This is a genomic window from Caenispirillum salinarum (genome assembly GCF_044803115.1).
Taxonomy (GTDB): Bacteria; Pseudomonadota; Alphaproteobacteria; order Rhodospirillales; family Rhodospirillaceae; genus Caenispirillum; species Caenispirillum salinarum_A.
In genome coordinates, this window is record NZ_CP085224.1 from 4115218 (window position 1) to 4133815 (window position 18598).

Annotated in this window: 18 protein-coding genes; 7 read left to right on the forward strand and 11 right to left on the reverse strand. The window is 69.3% G+C overall.

The window, feature by feature from the left end:
- The first annotated feature begins 331 nt into the window (after positions 1–331).
- The 3 genes from argB to pcaD all read left to right on the forward strand — a co-directional run bounded on the left by argB (position 332) and on the right by pcaD (position 2964).
- A complete protein-coding gene (gene argB / locus LG334_RS18895) occupies positions 332–1255 on the forward strand; it encodes an acetylglutamate kinase (RefSeq protein ID WP_404380422.1) in 924 nt (307 codons plus the stop codon).
- A gap of 112 nt (positions 1256–1367) precedes the next feature.
- Complete coding sequence (locus LG334_RS18900) at positions 1368–2093, forward strand: pyrimidine 5'-nucleotidase (RefSeq protein WP_404380424.1); 726 nt, start codon at positions 1368–1370, stop codon at positions 2091–2093.
- Positions 2094–2166: 73 nt separating this feature from the next.
- Positions 2167–2964: a 3-oxoadipate enol-lactonase gene (gene pcaD, locus LG334_RS18905; RefSeq protein ID WP_404380426.1), complete on the forward strand. Its 798-nt coding sequence runs from the start codon at positions 2167–2169 to the stop codon at positions 2962–2964.
- Positions 2965–2981: 17 nt separating this feature from the next.
- On the opposite strand, the gene LG334_RS18910 is transcribed toward pcaD, so the two are convergent.
- From LG334_RS18910 to pal, 5 genes are all read right to left on the reverse strand, one after another.
- Positions 2982–3746 carry an SDR family oxidoreductase gene (locus tag LG334_RS18910; RefSeq protein ID WP_404380428.1) on the reverse strand — a complete coding sequence of 255 codons (765 nt, stop codon included), beginning with the start codon at positions 3744–3746 and terminating at the stop codon, positions 2982–2984.
- A gap of 202 nt (positions 3747–3948) precedes the next feature.
- A complete protein-coding gene (locus LG334_RS18915; RefSeq protein WP_404380430.1) occupies positions 3949–4221 on the reverse strand; it encodes a hypothetical protein in 273 nt (90 codons plus the stop codon).
- A gap of 50 nt (positions 4222–4271) precedes the next feature.
- Positions 4272–5231 (reverse strand): calcium/sodium antiporter, encoded by a 960-nt coding sequence (locus tag LG334_RS18920; protein ID WP_404380432.1) that lies wholly within the window; start codon positions 5229–5231, stop codon positions 4272–4274.
- A gap of 130 nt (positions 5232–5361) precedes the next feature.
- A complete protein-coding gene (locus tag LG334_RS18925; protein ID WP_404380434.1) occupies positions 5362–5691 on the reverse strand; it encodes a hypothetical protein in 330 nt (109 codons plus the stop codon).
- Positions 5692–5782: 91 nt separating this feature from the next.
- Entirely contained in the window at positions 5783–6298 is a 516-nt protein-coding gene (gene pal / locus LG334_RS18930; protein WP_404380436.1) for a peptidoglycan-associated lipoprotein Pal, read from the reverse strand.
- Positions 6299–6503: 205 nt separating this feature from the next.
- On the opposite strand from pal, the gene LG334_RS18935 reads away from it, so the two are divergent.
- The gene (locus tag LG334_RS18935) at positions 6504–7352 is read left to right on the forward strand and encodes a 23S rRNA (adenine(2030)-N(6))-methyltransferase RlmJ (protein WP_404380438.1); all 849 of its coding nucleotides are present in this window, start codon (positions 6504–6506) and stop codon (positions 7350–7352) included.
- 151 nt (positions 7353–7503) lie between these two features.
- Positions 7504–9564 carry a methyl-accepting chemotaxis protein gene (locus tag LG334_RS18940; protein ID WP_404380440.1) on the forward strand — a complete coding sequence of 687 codons (2061 nt, stop codon included), beginning with the start codon at positions 7504–7506 and terminating at the stop codon, positions 9562–9564.
- 86 nt (positions 9565–9650) lie between these two features.
- On the opposite strand, the gene LG334_RS18945 is transcribed toward LG334_RS18940, so the two are convergent.
- Genes LG334_RS18945 through LG334_RS18955 form a run of 3 tightly spaced genes read right to left on the reverse strand, consistent with a single transcriptional unit; the run spans position 9651 to position 13139 of the window.
- Positions 9651–10562 (reverse strand): 3-hydroxyacyl-CoA dehydrogenase family protein, encoded by a 912-nt coding sequence (locus LG334_RS18945; RefSeq protein ID WP_404380442.1) that lies wholly within the window; start codon positions 10560–10562, stop codon positions 9651–9653.
- Positions 10563–10566: 4 nt separating this feature from the next.
- The gene (locus LG334_RS18950; protein WP_404380444.1) at positions 10567–11721 is read right to left on the reverse strand and encodes a pyridoxal phosphate-dependent aminotransferase; all 1155 of its coding nucleotides are present in this window, start codon (positions 11719–11721) and stop codon (positions 10567–10569) included.
- A gap of 41 nt (positions 11722–11762) precedes the next feature.
- Positions 11763–13139, reverse strand: coding sequence for a gamma-glutamyltransferase (locus LG334_RS18955; RefSeq protein ID WP_404380446.1), 1377 nt, complete (start codon positions 13137–13139; stop codon positions 11763–11765).
- Positions 13140–13152: 13 nt separating this feature from the next.
- Here LG334_RS18955 and LG334_RS18960 point away from each other — a divergent pair, with 13 nt between their 5' ends.
- Positions 13153–14577, forward strand: coding sequence for a M48 family metalloprotease (locus LG334_RS18960; RefSeq protein ID WP_404380448.1), 1425 nt, complete (start codon positions 13153–13155; stop codon positions 14575–14577).
- A gap of 97 nt (positions 14578–14674) precedes the next feature.
- On the forward strand, positions 14675–15448 hold the full coding sequence (locus LG334_RS18965; RefSeq protein ID WP_404380450.1) for a DsbA family protein: 774 nt from the start codon (positions 14675–14677) through the stop codon (positions 15446–15448).
- Between the two features lie 296 nt (positions 15449–15744).
- Here the strand turns inward: LG334_RS18965 and LG334_RS18970 are convergent, their stop codons facing one another.
- The 3 genes from LG334_RS18970 to LG334_RS18980 form a co-directional block, all read right to left on the reverse strand.
- Positions 15745–16245, reverse strand: a complete 501-nt coding sequence (locus LG334_RS18970; RefSeq protein ID WP_404380452.1) for a hypothetical protein — start codon at positions 16243–16245, stop codon at positions 15745–15747.
- A gap of 654 nt (positions 16246–16899) precedes the next feature.
- On the reverse strand, positions 16900–18033 hold the full coding sequence (locus tag LG334_RS18975) for a DUF2336 domain-containing protein (RefSeq protein WP_404380454.1): 1134 nt from the start codon (positions 18031–18033) through the stop codon (positions 16900–16902).
- Between the two features lie 125 nt (positions 18034–18158).
- Positions 18159–18590, reverse strand: coding sequence for a universal stress protein (locus tag LG334_RS18980; protein ID WP_404380456.1), 432 nt, complete (start codon positions 18588–18590; stop codon positions 18159–18161).
- Positions 18591–18598 lie beyond the last annotated feature (8 nt).

Sequence of the window (18598 nt, forward strand, 5' to 3'; positions counted from 1 at the left end):
TGCGGTTATAGCCACCAAGACACGAAGTACACCAAGAGACCATGCCGACGGTGGCACCCTGCATCATCGGCAACGGCGAGAGAGAGGATCGCGCCCTTCGGGCGCAGCATTTGTCTCTCAAAGCCATGCACGGTAGCCGAGACGGAGCGGACCGGATCGGCCGGCACACCGTCTTGGTGTCCTTCGTGTCTTGGTGGCCTCGCCGCACAACCGCCAGCCACCCGCCCCCGCCGGCCCTGAAAACGGTATTCGTTCTCCCGCGGAATTGCTCTAGGATCGCGCCCGATTCGTTCATGCGCATCCAAGACGTTCCGCAGGAGACCGCCCGACCATGACCCCGCCGAAGAAGACCCCGCTGCCGCCGGAAGAGCGCGACGTCTGGATGCGCAAGGCCCGGACCCTGTCCGAAGCCCTGCCCTTCATGCGCGAGCACGCGGGCGCGACCGTCGTCATCAAGTACGGCGGCCATGCCATGGGCGACGCGGCGCTGGCGGAGCAGTTCGCCAACGACATCGTGCTGCTCAAGCAGGTGGGCATCAATCCGGTGATCGTGCACGGCGGCGGGCCGCAGATCGGCCGCATGCTCGACCGCCTGAAGATCGAATCGGACTTCGTCGACGGCCTGCGCGTCACCGACCAGGCGACTGTCGACATCGTGGAAATGGTCCTGTCGGGCTCCATCAACAAGGAGATCGTCACCGCCATCAACCGGGCGGGCGGCTTCGCCATCGGCATGTCGGGCAAGGACGGCAACCTAATCCGCGCCCGCAAGCTGCGCCGCACCAAGAAGGACCCCGACAGCAACATCGAGCGTGTTCTGGACCTGGGCTACGTGGGCGAGCCGACGGAGATCACGCCGCACCTGCTGGACATGTTCCGCGAGTCCGACGTGATCCCGGTCATCGCCCCCATCGGCATCGGCCCCAACGGCGAAACCTTCAACATCAACGCCGACACCGCCGCCGGCGCCATCGCCGCGGCGACGGGCGCCTATCGCCTGCTCATGCTGACCGACATCACGGGCGTGCTGGACAAGGAAGGCGTGCTGATCCCCGACATGACCGTCACGGAAGCCCGCAAGCACATCGCCGAGGGCACCATCAAGGGCGGCATGATCCCCAAGGTGGAGACCTGCCTGACCGCCGTGGAACAGGGCGTGGACGGCGCCGTCATCATCGACGGCCGCGTCCCGCACGCCATCCTGCTGGAAATCTTCACCCCCCACGGTGCCGGCACGGCCGTCTGGAATGATTAAGGACGGAGAGCGCGAGGGGAGGTCCGACCTCCCCTCGCTCCTCAACCGGTTGCGGCCGCCACACCGCCGGCCCATGTGAGACCTGCCGTATCCATCTGAGAAGGACGTCCCCGTGTCGCAGACCCCGCTGGACCGCGCCGAGACCCCCGACAGCCCGCACCTGCCCGGCCTTGAGCGTATCCAGGACTGGATCTTCGACCTGGACAACACGCTCTATCCGGCCACGTCCAACCTGTTCTCCCAGGTGGACCAGCGGATGAAGGCGTTCATCTCCGAATTCCTGGGCGTCGACCCGCACCGCGCCTTCGAGATTCAGAAGCAGTACTATCACGAGTACGGCACCACCTTGCGCGGCCTCATGCTCAACCACGGCATGGAGCCCGACGAGTTCCTGGCCTACGTCCACGACATCGACCATTCGGTGCTGGAGCCGCGCGCGGAGCTGGACGCGGCGCTGACCGCCCTGCCCGGCCGCAAGCTGATCTTCACCAACGGCAGCGAGAAGCACGCCGAGGACGTCCTGGCGGCGCTGAAGCTGGCGCATCACTTCGACGGCATCTTCGACATCGCCGCGGCCAACTACATCCCCAAGCCCCAGCCCGAGACCTATCAGGCGATGATCGACCGCTTCGGTGTCACCGCCGCCGAGTCGGCCTTCTTCGAGGACAGCGCGGCGAATCTCAAGCCCGCCGCCGAGATCGGCATGACGACCGTCTGGGTGCGCCCGAAGGACGCGCCGTGGTTCAAGCAGAGCCACGACCTCAGCCACTGCCACCACATCACCGACGACCTGGTGCCCTGGCTGGATGCGGCCGTGCGGACGCTCGGCAAGCGGTAACGCCCCTTCCCGCGTTGGCCGTGTGTCGGCATCCTGAAGGCAGCCGACACACCACCAAGCGGAAGGAGCGTCCATGCACATCGAGGCCAACGGCACCACCTTCTTCGTCGAGACCGCCGGCAAGCCCGACGCGCCGCCGGTGTTGCTGATCCACAGCCTGTCCGCCGACCACGAGGCCTGGCGGCCGCAAATCCCGGCGCTGACGGAGCACTTCCGGGTCATCGCCCCGGACATCCGCGGCCACGGCAAAAGCCGCGCCACGCCCCCGCCCTACACCATGGAGACACTGGCCGACGACATGGCGGCCATCCTGGATGCGCTGGACGTGCAGGCGGCGCACGTCGTCGGCCTGTCCATCGGCGGCATGATCGCCCAGACCATGGCGCTGAACCACGCGGGCCGCGTGAAAAGCCTGCTTCTTGCCGCCACCGCCAGCGAGATGAACGAGGAACGCCGCAAGGTGTGGGACGACCGCATTGCCTCGGTGGAGGGCGACGGCGTCGAACAGCTGGTGGAGCCCACCCTGCAACGCTGGTTCACGCCGCCCACCCACGACGGCGACCCGGAGACGGTGCGCCTGTGCGCCGCCATGATCCGCCGCACGCCGCCCGAGGCATATGCGGGCTGCGCGGCGGCCATCCGCGACCTGAACCTGACGGCGCGGCTGGGTGAGATTTCCGTACCCACGCTCATTCTCTCCGCCGACCAGGACACCAGCACGCCGCCCGAATTGCAGGCGATGATCCGCGACGCCGTCCCCAGGGCGCGGCTGGAGACCTTCACCGGCACGGCCCACCAGATCGGCCTGGAGCGGCCGGAGCGCTTCAACGAGTTGATGATGGGGTTCCTGAAACTGGTGGAGGCGCGCTGACGTCCCGACGCGGCGGCTCACTCGGCGTAGATCATCTTTCGCGTCATGCCGCCGTCGATCACGAATTCAGAGCCGGTGACGAAGCCGCTGCGGTCCTCCAGCAGATAGGCGACCAGCTCCGCCACGTCCTCGGGCCGCCCCACCCGGCCCGCCGGGTGCTGGGCGTGGTCTTCCGCCGTCAGGTCCTCGGGCGCGGCGTCGGGATCGGCGCGCCAGGCGCTGACATCGATCCACCCCGGAGACTCCGCGTTCACCCGCACGTCCGGTCCCAGGCTGATCGCCAGCGCGTGCGTCAGCGCCACCAGCCCACCCTTGGAGGCGGCGTAGCTTTCCGTGTCGGGCTCGCTCATGTGGGCGCGGGTGGATGCCATGTTGACGACGGCCCCGCCGCCGTCGGCCGTCATGACCGGCGCGGCGTGCTTGGCGAAGAGGAAGGCGCCGGTCAGGTTGGTGTCGATCACCCGCCGCCAGTCCGCCAGCGAAAGCTCGGTCACCGGCTGGCGGTGCATGATGCCCGCGTTGTTCACCAGCCCCTTGAGCGGCCCGGTCAGGCTCTTGGCCTGCGCCACCGCCGCGGCCACCTGGGCCTCGTCGGCCACGTCGCAGGGAATGGCCGTCAGCGTCCCCCGCCCGGCCAAGCGCTCGGCCATGGTTTCCAGCGCCGCGGCGTCGGCGTCCAGCATGACGACGTGCCAGCCGTCGTCCAGCAGCCGTTCGCAGACGCCCCGGCCGATGCCCTGGGCGCCGCCGGTGACGAGAACCTTGGGAAGCGGGTCGGTCATGTGTCTCGGGCTCCTCTTCCGCGTCGACTACCTGAGCCCGGTCCCGCCCTGCGGAGCCGGAGCGGGCGACATAGGGTCGTGACTGCAACCCCGCGCGCCGGTCAGGCGCGTGAGCCTGCGTGGCGCATGAACGCGCATCCGGACGCTTTGACGTCCGGATGCGTCACAAGGAACGACCGTGCCATGCCGACCCGTTGCGGCGTCAAGCCTCCGGCGCGGCCGGGGGTGGCGGCGGGATCAGGGCGGCGGCGGCCAGCGCCAGCTCGGCGCGGTAGACCTTCACCGCCACCCACAGGCTGGCGGCAAGCCCGATGCCGATGCCGACGAAACCGCCGATGACGGCGGCCTCGCGGCTCAGGCCCAGGCGCTCCATGAGGACCAGGTCGACGGCCCAGGCGAAGGCGGTGGTCTCGCCGCCGATGAGAAGGCCGCAGGCGGCGGCGGCGGCCAGGGCGGCCACGATGGGGGAACGCATGGGAACCCAAACTCCGGAAGAAGCTGCGACAGAAGAAGCTGCGGACGCCATCATGCCAGGATCAGCCACGCGGTGTAAGCGGCATATGCGGCCAGGAACAGCAGACCACCCATGCGGTTGAGAATACGCTTTCCGACCAGCGCGACGGCCAGCAGGGCCAGGGTCGCGGCCATCATCACCCAGATGTCGCGGCTGGCGATTTCCTCGGGCACCGCGATGGGAGAGACGGCGGCCGTCACGCCCAGGATGCCCAGGATGTTGAAGACGTTGGAGCCCACCACGTTGCCCACCGCCACGTCGCCCTGACGACGGACGGCCGCGACCATGGAGGTCGCCAGTTCGGGCAGCGAGGTGCCGACGGCCACCAGCGTCACGCCGATGACGGCTTCCGAGATGCCGGCGGCCTGCGCCAGGTCCACCGCTGCGCCCACCAGAAGGCGGGCGCCCAGGATGACGCCGGCGATGCCCAGCACGGTCAGCACGATGCCGCCGACCACGCCCAGCCTGGCGGGCGGCAGGTGCTCGGCGGCGTCCACCTCGCCCTCGCGCATGGCCCTGGTGGCGGACTCGCGGCGATCGAGCACCAGCGCGAGGCCGGTGTAGCCCAGCAGCGCCAGAATCAGCACCACGCCGGCCCAGCGCGGCACGGCGCCCAGCATCACCAGCCCGACGGCGGCGGCGGTCGCCAGCGTCATCACCAGCAGGTCGCGCTTGACGCCGGGGATGGCGCAGACCACCGGAACCACCAGGGCCGAGGCGCCGAGGATGAGCAGGATGTTGGCGATGTTCGAGCCCACCACGTTGCCGACGGCGATGGCGGGGGAGCCGATCATGGCCGCCTGGAGGCTGGTCACCAGTTCGGGAAGCGAGGTGCCGAAGCCTACCAGCGTCAGGCCGATCACGAGCGGAGAGACACCGGCCTTGCGCGCCACGGCCACGGCGCCGCGCACCAGCACGTCACCGCCAACCAGCAGCAGCACCAGGCCGCCGATGAGGGAGAGATAAAGCATGAGGACGGAACGCCCTTCGGGAGGGAACCGCTCCGGACGGTCGCCGGACGCGGACCACCGGCAAGAGACCGGCGGCGGCGGTGTTTATGGGGAGCGGCGGCGCCGCTGTCCAGCCCGCCGTCACCGATTATCAGTGATGGGCGGCGGCCTTCTTGCCAGTCGGCGCGGCGTGCGCCGCGGGAGCGGGGCGGTGCGGCCGCTCCCGCTCGTCCTCCTCGCCCTCGGCATGGGTGCGCACGGCAAAGCCCTTGAAGACCCAGCCGAGCCCGAAGGACAGAAGCGCCACCAGCACGAGCGCGCAGCCATAGAAGATGAGGGCCGACTGCACCCCGATCTCGCCGCCGCCGAAGGCGTCGGTGGTCCACAGCATGACGGTGATCGGGGCGAACGCGATGGCGGCCAGCAGCCCCAGGCGGTGCCAGCCGGCGCCCTTCAGCGGGGTAAGGCGGTAGTGTGTCATGGCGCGTCCTCCGGCCGGTTCGGCTCTACCACCATGGTATCACCACCGACCGGAGGAAACGAGCGAGCCGTGGGCTGTGCCCGGGCCGGCGTTACTCGACGACCGAGACGCCCCGGCGGTTCTGCGACCAGCAGGCTTCGCCGGCCTCGACGCAGGTGGGACGCTCCTTGCCGAAGGACACCGTGGTCAGGCGCGCCGACGGGATGCCCTGGGCGGCCAGGAAGTCACGGACGGAGGTGGCCCGGCGCTCGCCCAGCGCCAGGTTGTACTCGCGGGTGCCGCGTTCGTCGGCATGGCCCTCGATGAGCAGGCGGCGGTCGGGCCACGTCTTCAGCCACTGGGCCTGGCGGGCCAGCAGGGCCTGGGACTCGGCCGACAGGTCATGGCGGTCGAGGCCGAAGTACACGCGGTCGCCCACGGTGGCCTGGAACTCGGCGGCCGACCCCGGCGCATAGGCGCCGGTGGAACCGCCGGCGTCAGCGGAGATGCCGGTGGACAGGCCGTTGCCGGAGCCGGCGGTGGCGCCGGTGTCCTCGGGCGAGGCGGCACAGGCGGACAGGAAAGCGAGCGTCAGCACGATCGTCGCGGAGCGGACAAAGCGCGCCATGAAATCCTCCAAGAAAAAGCGGGCCGCCGATCGGACCCGCCGCGCCGGATAGTGCGCGCGCCTTTTCTTCCCGCATAGCGGAAAGTTCATGCAGCGCACTCCCGCATGACGCGCCGCACAACCGCCCACTGGCGCGGCGAACGGCCGGCGCGCTATGCTCCCGGCCCGGGCGACGGCGGTGCATTGCAGGAATAGCGGATCAGGCATGAACTACAGACATATCTACCACGCTGGCAACTTTGCCGATGTCTTCAAGCACGCCCTGCTGGCGCTGGTGGTGGAATACCTGACGCGCAAGGACAAGCCCTTCTTCGTGCTCGACACCCACGCGGGACTCGGCGAATACGACCTGACGGCGGACGAAGCGCAACGCACCGGGGAATGGCGCGACGGCATTGGCCGCATCCTGGCCGAGCCCGACCCGCCGGAGGCCCTGCGCCCCTATCTGAACGCCGTCCGCGCGCTGGGCGGGGGAACCCCACCCTCCCGCTATCCCGGCAGCCCGCGCATCGCCCGCCATTTCATGCGGCCCGGCGATCGCCTGGTGGCGTCGGAACTGCATCCGGAGGACGCCTCCGTTCTCAAGGGCGTCTTCGCCCGCGACGGCCAGTCGAAGGTGCTGGAACTGGACGGATACACCGCGCTGAAGGCCAACGTGCCACCCAAGGAGCGGCGCGGACTGGTGCTCATGGACCCGCCCTTCGAACAGCCCGACGAGTTTCCCGCCATGGTTCGCGCCCTGACGGCGGCCTTCCGCAAATGGCCGACCGGAATCTACGGGCTTTGGTATCCCGTGAAGGGGGGAGGCGCGGTTCCGGCGTTCCAGGGCGAACTGGCGACGGCGGGCCTGGGCGACGTGCTGGTGGCAGAAATGACCGTCATGCCGGTGGACGAGTCCACCAACCGCCTCAACGGCACCGGAATGGTCCTGGTCAACCCGCCGTGGACGCTGGAAGACACGCTGAACGACCTGCTGCCCTGGCTGACGCGCGTGCTGGGCCGGACCGACCTGGGCGGCGGCGACTGGCGGCTGGCGTGGCTCAGCCGGAAGTAGGCAACCCCGCGGCAGGCCTCGCTATACCTTGGTTTGGTCGCAGTGTACCCGATTTCACCGGTTGGCTATTCCCTACGTCTTCCGTAGCATAGGCGTGCATAAAAATTTCAAGTGTGGACGGCTGCACCGTCCCGCCGGTGAACAGGGAAGAATGATGGGACAGACGACCAATGGGCGCGGCCTTGCCCGCCGGCTGATGCCGAGCATGCCGGCCATGGGCATTCGGACCAAGATCACGCTGGGCTTCGCCGCCGTGCTGGCGGTGCTGGTGGCGGTCTCCGGCACCAGCCTGTGGAGCGCCGACCGCACGGGGACCGAGGTGGACCGCTTCGCGCGCATGGTCGCCGCCGAACAGCGGGCCGCCGACATCCGGCAGAAGTTCTCCGCCATGCGCATTCAGGAGCAGATCTTCGCGACCGAGGGCACACCCGGCGCCGCCAAGTTGCTCCAGAACGCCGCCGCCGACCTTGAGCCTCTGCTGGCCGAGACGGTGGAGAGCGCGCACAGCGACGGTCTGCGGTCGACAGCCCAGATGGGCGCCAAGGCCTTCACCGAATACATGAGCGCCTTCACGTCCTTCGTGGAGGTCCGCACCGCCTGGGACGCCGAGGTGGAAAACCGCCTCCAGCCCAACGCACAGACAGTGCTCGAGTCCATTTCGATCATGATCGACGACGCGCTGCTCAACAACCAGGCGGAGGTCGCGTCCTACCTGCGGCCGGCGCGCGAGCACGCGCTGAGCATGCGCTACAACATCGCCCGCTTCCTGGGCACCAAGGACCAGGAGACGGCCGAGGCGGTGACCCGCAACATCGAGGACATCGTCACGCCCCTGCGGCTGGTGGAATATGCCCTTCCCAAGGCCAAGGAAAACGAGACCTACATGGGCCTCATAGCCGCCCACAAGGAGGTGGCGGAAAGCTTCGCCGTGGTGGCGGAGTCGACGCAGAAGCTCCAGGCCATCCAGACCTTCACCCTGTCCAGCCGCGCCCGCGCCCTGGACGCCGCCGTGGATGCCATCCAGACCGGCGTGCGCGAGGAGGAAAACCGCATCAAGGACGCCACGCTGGCGATGACTGACATGGCGACCACCATCACGCCCATCGTCGGCGGTGCCGGGCTGCTGATCGGCCTGGTGCTGGCGGTGCTGATCGGCACCGGCCTGTCGCGTCCCATCCAGGCCATGACCGGCGCCATGACCCGACTGGCCGACGGCGACCTGTCGGTGGACGTGCCCGCCCGTGGCCGCGGCGACGAGATCGGCCGCATGGCCGACGCGGTGGAGGTCTTCAAGGAACATGCCGAGGCCAACCAGCGCATGGAGACCGAGCGCGCCGAAATGGCCCGCAAGGCCGAGGAGGAGCGCCGCTCGCTGATGCAGGGGCTGGCCGACGACTTCGAGAACACCGTGGGCGGCATCGTCAGCTCTGTGTCGGCGGCCTCCAGCCAGATGAAGCAGACCGCCGAGGGCATGGCGTCCTCCGCCGAGGACGCCAGCCGCCAGGCCACCTTCGTCGCCAGCGCGTCGGAAGAAGCGTCCAGCAACGTGCAGACCGTGGCGGCGGCGTCGGAGGAACTGCACGCCTCCATCGCCGAGATCGGGCGGCAGGTCAGCCAGTCGTCCAACATCGCCCACGACGCCGTGCGCGAGGCCCAGCGCACCGACGAAATGGTGCGCGGCCTGGCCGAAGCCGCCACCAAGATCGGCACGGTGGTCGCCATGATCACCGACATCGCCGAACAGACCAACCTGCTGGCGCTCAATGCCACCATCGAGGCCGCTCGCGCCGGCGACGCCGGCAAGGGCTTCGCGGTGGTGGCACACGAGGTCAAGGCGCTGGCCAACCAGACCTCCAACGCGACGGGCCAGATCAGCGCCCAGATCACCGAGATCCAGAACGCCACCCAGGACACGGTGGACGCCATCGGCAGCATCTCGCGCATCATCGGCGAGATCGACAGCATCGGCTCCACCATCGCCGCAGCGGTGGAGGAGCAGACGGCCGCGACGCAGGAGATCGCGCGCAACGTCCAGCAAGCCGCCCAGGGCACGCAGGAGGTCTCCACCCACATCGCCGGCGTCACCAAGGCCGCCAGCGAGACGGGCACCGCCTCCACCCACGTTCTGGACGCCTCGCAGGACCTGTCCAACCAGGCCGACCGCCTGACGCACGAGATGCAGCAGTTCCTGATGCAGGTCCGCGCCAGCTGACGCCGCCTGAAACACCGCAAGGCACAATGCGAAACGGCCGGGCAATCGCCCGGCCGTTTTTATTCATTCGGGTGTGGGGACCGTCCTTATCCCCGGGCCTTGAGCAGCGCGATCAGGGCGGCGTCGCGTTCGTTCTCCAGTTCGCTCAGGGTCCGGCCGTCGGCTTCCGCCTTCACGCCTTCAACCAGCGCATCCTTGACCGCCGGCGTCAGCGAAGGCGCGCCCAGGTCCGCCCAGCGGCGTTCCTGCGCCGGGCCCAGGTGGTCGAGGTAGCCGCGATACCCGCCGGCGCCGCCGCCCAGGTGATAGAGCATGTGCGGCCCCATCACGGACCAGCGCAGGCCCGGCCCCGCCGTCACCGCCTTGTCCACGTCCTCCACCGACGCGATGCCCTCGGCCACCAGATGCACCGCCTCGCGATACAGGGCGGCGGCCAGGCGGTTGGCGATGTGGCCGGTGGCCTCGCGCTTGACCAGGATCGTGGTCTTGCCGATGCCGTCGAAGAAGGCGCGCACGCGATCCGTCACGTCCGGCGCGGTGGCCGCCGACGGCACGATCTCCACCAGCGGGATCAGGTGCGGTGGATTGAAGGGATGCGCCACGATCACCCGCGCCGGGTTCCGCCGGGTGCCCTTCTGAAGATCCGACGGCGTGTGCGCGGTGGTGCTGGAGGCAATGGGCACCTCTTCGGCGCAGGCGGCGTCGATCTCGGCGATGAGCGCCTGCTTGGTCTCCAGCGCCTCGGGCCCCGCCTCGATCACCAGGTCGACGCCTTCCACCGCCTCGGCAACGGTGGCGCACAGGCGGCGTGCGCCCGGCGTGGCGGGCGCGCCCTCGATCTGGCGCAGGGCCGACCACGCCTTGGCGGTTACCGCGTCCAGCCGGCCCGAAGCCGTGGGAGACGGATCGCAGACCGCGACGTCGTAGCCCTTCCAGGTCAGGAGGGCGGTCCAACTGGCGCCGATCAGGCCGGCGCCGACGACGGCGATGGTCGCCATGGGTTCAGGGCCTCCACTGTTTGAGGGCGGCCACGGCCCGTTCCATGTCCTCCGTCGAGCCGGCGAAGGAGAAACGGACGTAGCGGTCGCCCTCTGCCTCGTCGAAATCCACCCCCGGCGTGGCCGCGACCCCCGTCTCCGCCAGCATCCGCTTGCAGAAGGTCAAGGAGTCGTTGGTGCGGTGCGCCACGTCGGCATAGAGGTAGAATGCCCCGTCCGCCGGCGCCAGGCGATCGAAACCGGCGCCCGGCAGGCCGTCCAGCAGAACCTCGCGGTTGCGGGCATAGCGCCGGACGTTGGCCTCCAGTTCCTCGGCGCAGTCGAACACGGCGATGCCGGCGTGCTGCGACAGGGTCGGCGGGCTGATGAACAGGTTCTGCGCCAGGCACTCGATGGGGCGCACCATGTCCTCGGGCACCACCAGCCAGCCCAGCCGCCAGCCGGTCATGCAGAAGTACTTGGAAAAGCTGTTGACCACGATGGCGTCGGGCGCGATCTCGGCCACGGTCTCGGCCGCCATGCCGAAGGTGATGCCGTGGTAGATCTCGTCGGAGATCAGGCGCACCTTGTGGGCATCGCACCACTGGACGACGCGCTTGAGCTCCTCGGGCGGCATGACGGTGCCGGTGGGGTTTGACGGGCTGGTGACGATCAGGCCGTCCAGCGGCGGGCCGTCCAGCGCCTCGAGCACCTCGGCGGTGGGCTGGAAGCGGGTGTCGGGGCCGACGGGAATCGCCACCGGCTCGATCCCCAGCGCCTTGAGGATGTGGCGGTAGGCCGGATAGCCCGGCCGTGTGACCCCTACCCTGTCGCCCGCGTCGAAGGCCGACAGGAACGCCAGGATGAAGCCGGCCGAAGAGCCCATGGTGGCGACGATACGGCGCGGGTCGACCGCGGCGCCATGGGCGGCCCTGTAGTGGCCGGCGATCTTTTCGCGCAGGTCGGGCAGGCCGAGCGCCACCGTATAGCCGAGCGGCGCGCCCGAGCCGAGCAGTTCGGCCACGCGCTCGGCGGCCTTGCGCGGCAGGCCGGTGGAGGGCTGGCCGACCTCCAGGTGCAGGGTGTCGGCGCCGGTGGCCTCGCGCTCGGCGGCGGCGCGCATGACGTCCATCACGATGAAGGGCGGAACGGTGCCCCGCCGGGCGATCTTCAGAGCCATGAGGGTCCTTGGGGGAAGCGGTCGTCAGGAAGGGAGAACGGTCAGCGCTGGCCGGCGATCATGCCGTAGCCGCTGCCGCGCGGGTCGGTGGCGACGCGACACAGCGCCACATGGGACGGCGCGCCCTTGGGGCACCATGCGGCGGAAACCTGCCCGGCAATGTCCTGGCGCCCGGCCACGACGCCCTCCACCGCCTGTCCAAGCGGCACGTCGTCCTTCAGCGCGCGGGCGGCGACCGTGCCGACGGCGGTCTGCGCGCCGGTGCCGCCGGCGACAGCCGCGAAATGGAACTCCTTGACGTAGGGGTTCCAGGCGAGCAGGGCCGCCAGCGGCTGGCGCGTCTGCTCAGGCGCCGGCGGCGGGGCCGCGATCATGGAGCCGAAGCCCGGCGCCATGCGGCCGGTGCCGAAGGGGCCGTTCAGCGTGAAGGCGCAGGCCACGGCCTGCCCCTGGGGGTCGACGGTCAGCAGGCCGGCAGCGCCGGGCACCGGCTGGCCGCCTTCCACCGCGCCGGCGACGCCGCCCGCCTGGAACACCTGCAAGGCGCCATGCCCCGCCACGCCGGCGGGCGGGGCGGCGACGATCTCGTTGCCCCGGGCGGTGGTGGCCGCCTCCACCCAGCGCGGCCGGAAGTTCGCCAGGGCCTCGGTGGTCAGGGCGAAGCCGGCGCGGCGATAGCTTTCCACCAGCTCGCGCGCCAGCATCCCCTGGTAGAAATCGCCCACCCCGCGCAGCCGCAGGCGGGCCAGCGTGGTCGCCAGGTTCTCCTGCACCAGCGTCGAGCCCTCGCCCGGCGACATGCCCCGGGCGTCGGCGAAGGTGCGCACCGCCGTGGGATCGTTGCGCAGCACCGCGCCGCCGGCGACGAACTGCTTGGCAAGCGCCCGCGACGCGGGGAAGCCCAGCCGCGCCTTCTTCTCGGCGTCGTTGAGCAGCGTCTCCCACCGCAGGTCACCGTACTTGGCGTGCAGGGCGAACAGCCCCCGCGGCAGGGCCGGCACGGCAGCGGGATACCGCTGACCGTCGCTGGGGGCGAGATCGGGCAGGAACTCCAGGACCTCGGCGCTGCTGCGGTCGCGGATGCGCTCGGTTTCCGGGTTGTGGACCAGACAGACGCCGCCGCCGCCGATGCCCATGGAACTGGGCAGCGTCACCGCCATGGTGAAGGCCGCCGCCACCGCCGCGTCCGCCGCCGACCCGCCGGCCGAGAGCACGTCGCGGGCGGCCAGCGTGGCGTGGGGTTCGTCGGCTGCCGCAATGCCGGCAAAGCCCGTCACGGCACCGACGGTGCCCTTTTCCACGGCCGCTCCGCCGCCGCAGGCGGCCAGCGTGGCGGAGGCACAGGCGGCGAGCAGGAACGCGCCGAGGCGCCCGCGTTGACGGCGGGGCGGGCTGTCACTAGCTTTGATGGACAACATCGAGGGTCGGTCCTTGGTCAATAGCATGTTCTCTCGGGCGGTCGCCCATTCATCCGGCGCCGGCGCGCTGCGGCGGTTGGCCATGGCGCTCATGGCGCTGACGGCGGCCGTGACGCTGGTGCTGACGTGGCCCGCACAGACGGCGCGAGCCCAGGGGATGTCCCTGATCCGGGACGCGGAAATCGAAAATACCATTCGCGATTGGGCGACGCCACTTCTGCGCGCCGCGGGCGTCGCGCCCGAGTCCGTGACCTTCCGCATGGTCAACGACGACAGCCTGAACGCCTTCGTCACCCTGGGCAACAAGATGTACCTGCACACCGGTCTGCTGATGCGCAGTGACAATCCCGGCCAGGTGATCGGCGTCATCGCCCACGAAATCGGCCACATCGCCGGCGGCCATGCGGTGCGCCTGAAGGACGAACTGGAACGCGCCCGCATGCTGTCGCTCATCACGTCGGCGCTCGGCATGGCGGCGGCGGCTGGCACCGGACGCGGCGATGTGGGCTCGGCGGTGATCCTGGGCGGCAGCCAGGCGGCCATGCGCAACCTGTTCAGCTACAGCCGCACCCAGGAAAGCAGCGCCGACCAGGCTGCGCTCAAGTACCTGCGGGCCACCGGCCAGAACGCTGACGGCCTGGTGGAATTCTTCGACATCCTGGGCGACCAGGAAATGCTGCTGTCCAGCCAGCAGGACGCCTATGCGCGCACCCACCCGCTGACGCGCGAGCGCATCACCACCCTGCAGCACGAGGTGGAGGCCTCCGATCTGCCGCCTGCCGGCGCCACGGCCGCCGACAGGATGCGCCATGCCCGGATGGTTGCCAAGCTGGTGGGCTTCCTGAAGACGCCCGGCGTCACCTTTCAGCGCTACCCCGATACCGACACAAGCCTGCCGGCGCGCTACGCCCGCGCCATCGCCTGGTACCGCCAGGGCAAGCTGGCCGAGGCCCTGCCCATCATCGACGCCCTGCTGGCGGACTACCCGGACGACCCGTATTTCCATGAGCTGAAGGGCCAGATGCTGCTGGAGAACGGCCGCGTCGCAGAGTCCCTGGCCAGCTACCGCCGCGCCGTGGAGCTGGCCCCGCGCGAGCCGCTCATCCGCATCGCGCTGGCCCACGCCCTGGTCGAGACCGGCGACGACAGCCATCTGGAGGCCGCGCGCGAGCACCTCACCCAGGCAGTGAAGAAGGAACCCCAGGCCGGCTTCGCCTGGCGGCTGCTGGCGACCATCCACGGCCGCCGCGGCGACATGACCATGGCATCCTACGCCATGGCGGAAAGCGCGCTGCTTCACGGCGACCCGGCCCAGGCCGCGTTCCACGCCGAACGCGCAGAACGCGGCCTCAAGACCGGCGATCCCGTTTGGCTGCGCGTGCAGGACGTCAAGCAGCGCGCCGACACCATGATGACGGAAATGAAGAACGACGGCTGACCCGCCGCCTCGCGCAGACGTGACACGACACCTGTTGCTCCGGGGCCGCCGTCCCGTCATCATCACCCCACATTGACCGCTGACCGGAAGACGACGCATGACCCCGATGTTCTCCAAGCCCCGCAAGGCCCTGGCCGTCGCCGCCGTGGCACTGGGTGTGGCGTTCGCCGCCGCCGCGCCGGCCCCCGCCCTGGCCGACGAGGCCCTGACTCCCGCGCAGGAAGACGCCGTGCGCGGCCTCGTGCGCGAGTACATCCTGGACAACCCCGAGATCATCGCCGAGGCCATCGACCGCCTCCGCAGCAAGCAGCAGGCCGCCGCCGAGCAGGCGCAGAAGGAATCCATCGCCGTCCATGCCGAGCAGTTGAACTTCGACCCGGAAAGCCCCGTGCTGGGCAACCCGGACGGCGACGTGACGCTGGTGGAGTTCTTCGACTACCAGTGCGGCTACTGCAAGGCGGTGTTCCCGGCGGTCATGGACGCCGTGGAGGATGACGGCGACGTGCGCCTGGTGATGAAGGAATTCCCCATACTCGGCCCCGCCAGCGTCTATGCCGCGCGCGCCGCCCTGGCCGCCCGCGAGCAGGACAAGTACGCCGAGTTCCACGAGGCGCTCATGACCCTGAAGGGCCAGTTGACGGATGAAGCCGTGGACGCCGCCGCCCGGGACGTGGGCCTGGATTTGGAGCAACTGAAGGTCGACATGGCCGCGCCCGAGGTGGACAAGCAGATCTCCGCCAACATGGCCCTGGCCCGCGCCCTGGACATCGGCGGCACCCCGGCTTTCGTGGTCGGCGACACGCTCATGCCCGGCGCGGTGCCGCTGGAACGCCTGCAGCAGGCCATCGCCCAGGCCCGCGAAGAAGGCTGACGTCGAGACGCCGTTCCGGTTTCGGGTAGCGGTCCGCAGCCGGCGGCGTCTTGCCCGCAATCCGGCGCGTTAGGGATCGCCGCTCGCGTCGATGATCTGTGAGTGCGAACCATCATCCGCGCCCGCCGCCGGGGCTCGGCCCCGGAGGCCAGGGTCGCCACGCCTTCCTGCCGGTGCCGGCGAGGCGGATGGTCGGGCGGCGTCTGTCGAAGAGGGCGAAATCGTCGACGACCTTTACGCGCGTCTTTCTGCCGATCGGCGACGCCGCGCCAAGCCGGTGTTCCGCGCTCGACGCTCTAGAAGGGCGTCCGCACGAGGTAATCCCGGTCGGCCGGAATCATGTCGTTCTCTTCGAGGTAGGCCAGGACGTCGGTGTAGACGGGCAGGCTGGCGGTCTCGCGACCTTTGATCTCGCTCTCGAAGTACTCGCGTTCGTGATCCGTCATCTCGGCGGGATCGGGATACGTGAAGGTCAGATCGTGGTGGCCGAAGCCGTGCCGCCATCCGCCCCATCCGCGCTCGTGGTTGGCGGATTTGACGTGCGCTCCCCTGAAGATGACGAACGAGCGGGAACGGGCGCCGAATTCGGGGGTGATGTACTGGTTTTCCTCGATCTCGATCACTTTGCGATCCCGGTAGACGGTCAGGTCGGAAGGCTCCTGCACGAGGTAGAACAAGTCGGCCTTTCCGGCCGCGCACTGATCGGCGACGAACTGCGCGTACTCGCGGCAGAAGCGGCTGTAGCGGTCGCGTTTTGCGGTTCCGATGAGGGCGCCGAGCGCGCGGACGATGTTCATGGCGGGGAATATCCTTCTTCGTTCGAGATTTGCGGACGTTTGTGCGGGGGCGGAAGGGACATCAGGCCAGTCGCGGTCCGGCGAGCCGCAGGGCGTCCGTCCAGGCGTCGGGGACGGCGTTGCGCGAGGCGCGGAAGCTTTGGCGGAGGGTGCGGCCGCAGCCGCGGGCGAGGGCGTCGAATTCAAGGAATTCGGCGATTCCTGCGACGACGACATGGGTCGTGACCGCCGCAGAGGGGACGGCGAGGGCGACGGGCGGGACGAGCGCGCTTCCAATCGTCGCGACGCACCGGGTCAGGATCGCGAACGCCCAGCACGCGAGCCGGACCTTCGCCGTCGCGGCCGCGCCCGCGCCCGAGGCGACGGCAGTTGCGGCGGCTTGGCCGAAGATGGCCGCCGCGGATGAACATCGTGTGGATCTGGCCGATCAGAGTTGCCGCATTCCGACGAGCGACAGAAATGACGCCCGCGCCATCTGTTGGCGGTGGAAAGCGAGGCGCTACAATTTCCGAATTTTTCTTCGGCACGTGCATCCCCCACAGATCACGAATCGGCGAGGGATTCTAGCACATGCAGCCACTGCGAGCATACCATTCCCAAACGGCCGGCACGGAGCCGGCCCGTTTCGTTGGGGCATGGGGATGGAACCGCCGCTCAGCCTTCCGCGTGCAGGGTCGGCGGCAGGGTGTTCATCTTGGCCAGCAGATATTCCAGGTCGGCGCTCTCGAAGTCGACGCCCAGGTCGCCGTACTGGGTCAGCACGCGCTCGATCATGCGGCGGGAGTAGCGCTCGCGATCGTTTTCCTCGCCGTCGTAATCGGTTTCCCCCGCCACGTCGACGGCGGCGCGGATGGCCGGATAGAAGGCCTGCGGCAGGCCGGCCTTGCCGTAAATGCCCTTCAGGCCCAGGTCGCCGTTGTCGTGGATCAGCTCGCGCGCGTTGACGATGGGAATGCCGGTGCGCACGGCCAGCGCGTACTCGAAGAACTTGATGTCGCCCATGCACACCGCGCGCAGGACGATCGACGGCGTCAGGCGACCGTGCTCCTGCATCTGGCGCACCAGGCGCTCCACCTCGTCCTCGTTGCTTTCGGTCGACAGGCTGATGGTGGCGCGCTCGCGGCTGTGCAGCACCAGGTCGGCCGCCAGGTCGGCCGGCAGCTCATGGTTTTCCAGGATGTGCTGGCGCAGGGTTTCCGACACCCGCGTCACCAGCCGCTCCGCCACCGTGACCGGCAGGCGCGCGCGGTTGGCGAGCGGGTCCTGCACGCCTTCCACGTCGCCGAAGCGGTCTACCATGCGCAGCATGGCGTTTTCGGTCAGGTCGGCGCCCTGGTTGGCGGCCAGCGTGGCGGCCACGTCGGCATCGCCGCGCTCCACCAGTTCGTTGGCCACCTTGGCGTCGACCTCTTTCCGGCGGGCAACGGCCTTCTGCTTGTCGGGGTCCTGGGAGCGCACGATCTCGATCAGGTCCTCGTTGGTCAGGACCGTGGAGAATTCGAGGATCGGCATGGCCACGCTGGAGACGTCGCGCGCCAGCGACATCGCCACGTCGTTGGGCACCAGCGGGTTTTCCTTCAGGTTCGTCGCCAGCGCCTCGCGCACGCGCACCTCGGCGTCGCGCACCATGATGCGGAAGATGTCGACGGCAAGCTGCCGCTCGGCCTCCGTCAGCTCAAGCTCGCCGAACTGGCGGGACAGCTTGTCGGCCGTTTCGGCCCGCGCCAAGCCCGAGGGGTCGGCGAGCAGGCGGTTGACGTCTTCCGCGGAAAGCTTTTGGTCGGCCATGACGGGAACGGGACACCCTGGACGAAGGCTTGAAGGAACCGCACGACGCCCGTGCGGCGCGAAGCAACGGTACACCGCTGCCAGACCTTTGTATAGGCAGATGCGTCAGCCGGCAATGACCGCCGTCACTGGTCGCGCACCACCAGCACCGACACATTGGCGTGACGCACCACCCGCGCGGCGTTGGGTCCCAGCAGGTAGTCCTTCAGCTCCGGCCGGTGGGCACCGATGACGATCAGGTCGGCCCTGGTCTTCTCCGCCATGCGCAGCACGGTTTCATAGACGTTGCCCTCGCCCACGATGTGCTGCACATGCATGCCGTCGGGGATGTAGGGCTTGATCTCCTCGCGCAGGCGGTGGAGCAGCTTGTCGGCCATTTCCTTCTCGTACCCCTTGGGAAAGAACTGGCCCACCATGCTCATGCCGAAGGTAGGCAGCACGGTCATGACGTGCAGGCACTGTCCCGTGGCCTGATTCAGTTCCACGGCGGTCGCCAGCGTGCGCTTGAGGTCGCTGGGATCGTCCAGGTCGATGGCGACGAGGATGTTCTGGTACATGGGTCGTC

What these genes read in the sequence shown, in the direction of transcription:
- argB (WP_404380422.1), top strand. Translation starts at nt 332, where the DNA reads ATGACCCCGCCGAAGAAGACCCCGCTGCCGCCGGAAGAGCGCGACGTC.
- pcaD (WP_404380426.1), top strand. Translation starts at nt 2,167, where the DNA reads ATGCACATCGAGGCCAACGGCACCACCTTCTTCGTCGAGACCGCCGGC.
- LG334_RS18910 (WP_404380428.1), bottom strand. Translation starts at nt 3,746, where the DNA reads ATGACCGACCCGCTTCCCAAGGTTCTCGTCACCGGCGGCGCCCAGGGC.
- LG334_RS18915 (WP_404380430.1), bottom strand. Translation starts at nt 4,221, where the DNA reads ATGCGTTCCCCCATCGTGGCCGCCCTGGCCGCCGCCGCCGCCTGCGGC.
- LG334_RS18920 (WP_404380432.1), bottom strand. Translation starts at nt 5,231, where the DNA reads ATGCTTTATCTCTCCCTCATCGGCGGCCTGGTGCTGCTGCTGGTTGGC.
- LG334_RS18925 (WP_404380434.1), bottom strand. Translation starts at nt 5,691, where the DNA reads ATGACACACTACCGCCTTACCCCGCTGAAGGGCGCCGGCTGGCACCGC.
- pal (WP_404380436.1), bottom strand. Translation starts at nt 6,298, where the DNA reads ATGGCGCGCTTTGTCCGCTCCGCGACGATCGTGCTGACGCTCGCTTTC.
- LG334_RS18935 (WP_404380438.1), top strand. Translation starts at nt 6,504, where the DNA reads ATGAACTACAGACATATCTACCACGCTGGCAACTTTGCCGATGTCTTC.
- LG334_RS18940 (WP_404380440.1), top strand. Translation starts at nt 7,504, where the DNA reads ATGATGGGACAGACGACCAATGGGCGCGGCCTTGCCCGCCGGCTGATG.
- LG334_RS18945 (WP_404380442.1), bottom strand. Translation starts at nt 10,562, where the DNA reads ATGGCGACCATCGCCGTCGTCGGCGCCGGCCTGATCGGCGCCAGTTGG.
- LG334_RS18950 (WP_404380444.1), bottom strand. Translation starts at nt 11,721, where the DNA reads ATGGCTCTGAAGATCGCCCGGCGGGGCACCGTTCCGCCCTTCATCGTG.
- LG334_RS18955 (WP_404380446.1), bottom strand. Translation starts at nt 13,139, where the DNA reads ATGTTGTCCATCAAAGCTAGTGACAGCCCGCCCCGCCGTCAACGCGGG.
- LG334_RS18965 (WP_404380450.1), top strand. Translation starts at nt 14,675, where the DNA reads ATGACCCCGATGTTCTCCAAGCCCCGCAAGGCCCTGGCCGTCGCCGCC.
- LG334_RS18970 (WP_404380452.1), bottom strand. Translation starts at nt 16,245, where the DNA reads ATGAACATCGTCCGCGCGCTCGGCGCCCTCATCGGAACCGCAAAACGC.
- LG334_RS18975 (WP_404380454.1), bottom strand. Translation starts at nt 18,033, where the DNA reads ATGGCCGACCAAAAGCTTTCCGCGGAAGACGTCAACCGCCTGCTCGCC.
- LG334_RS18980 (WP_404380456.1), bottom strand. Translation starts at nt 18,590, where the DNA reads ATGTACCAGAACATCCTCGTCGCCATCGACCTGGACGATCCCAGCGAC.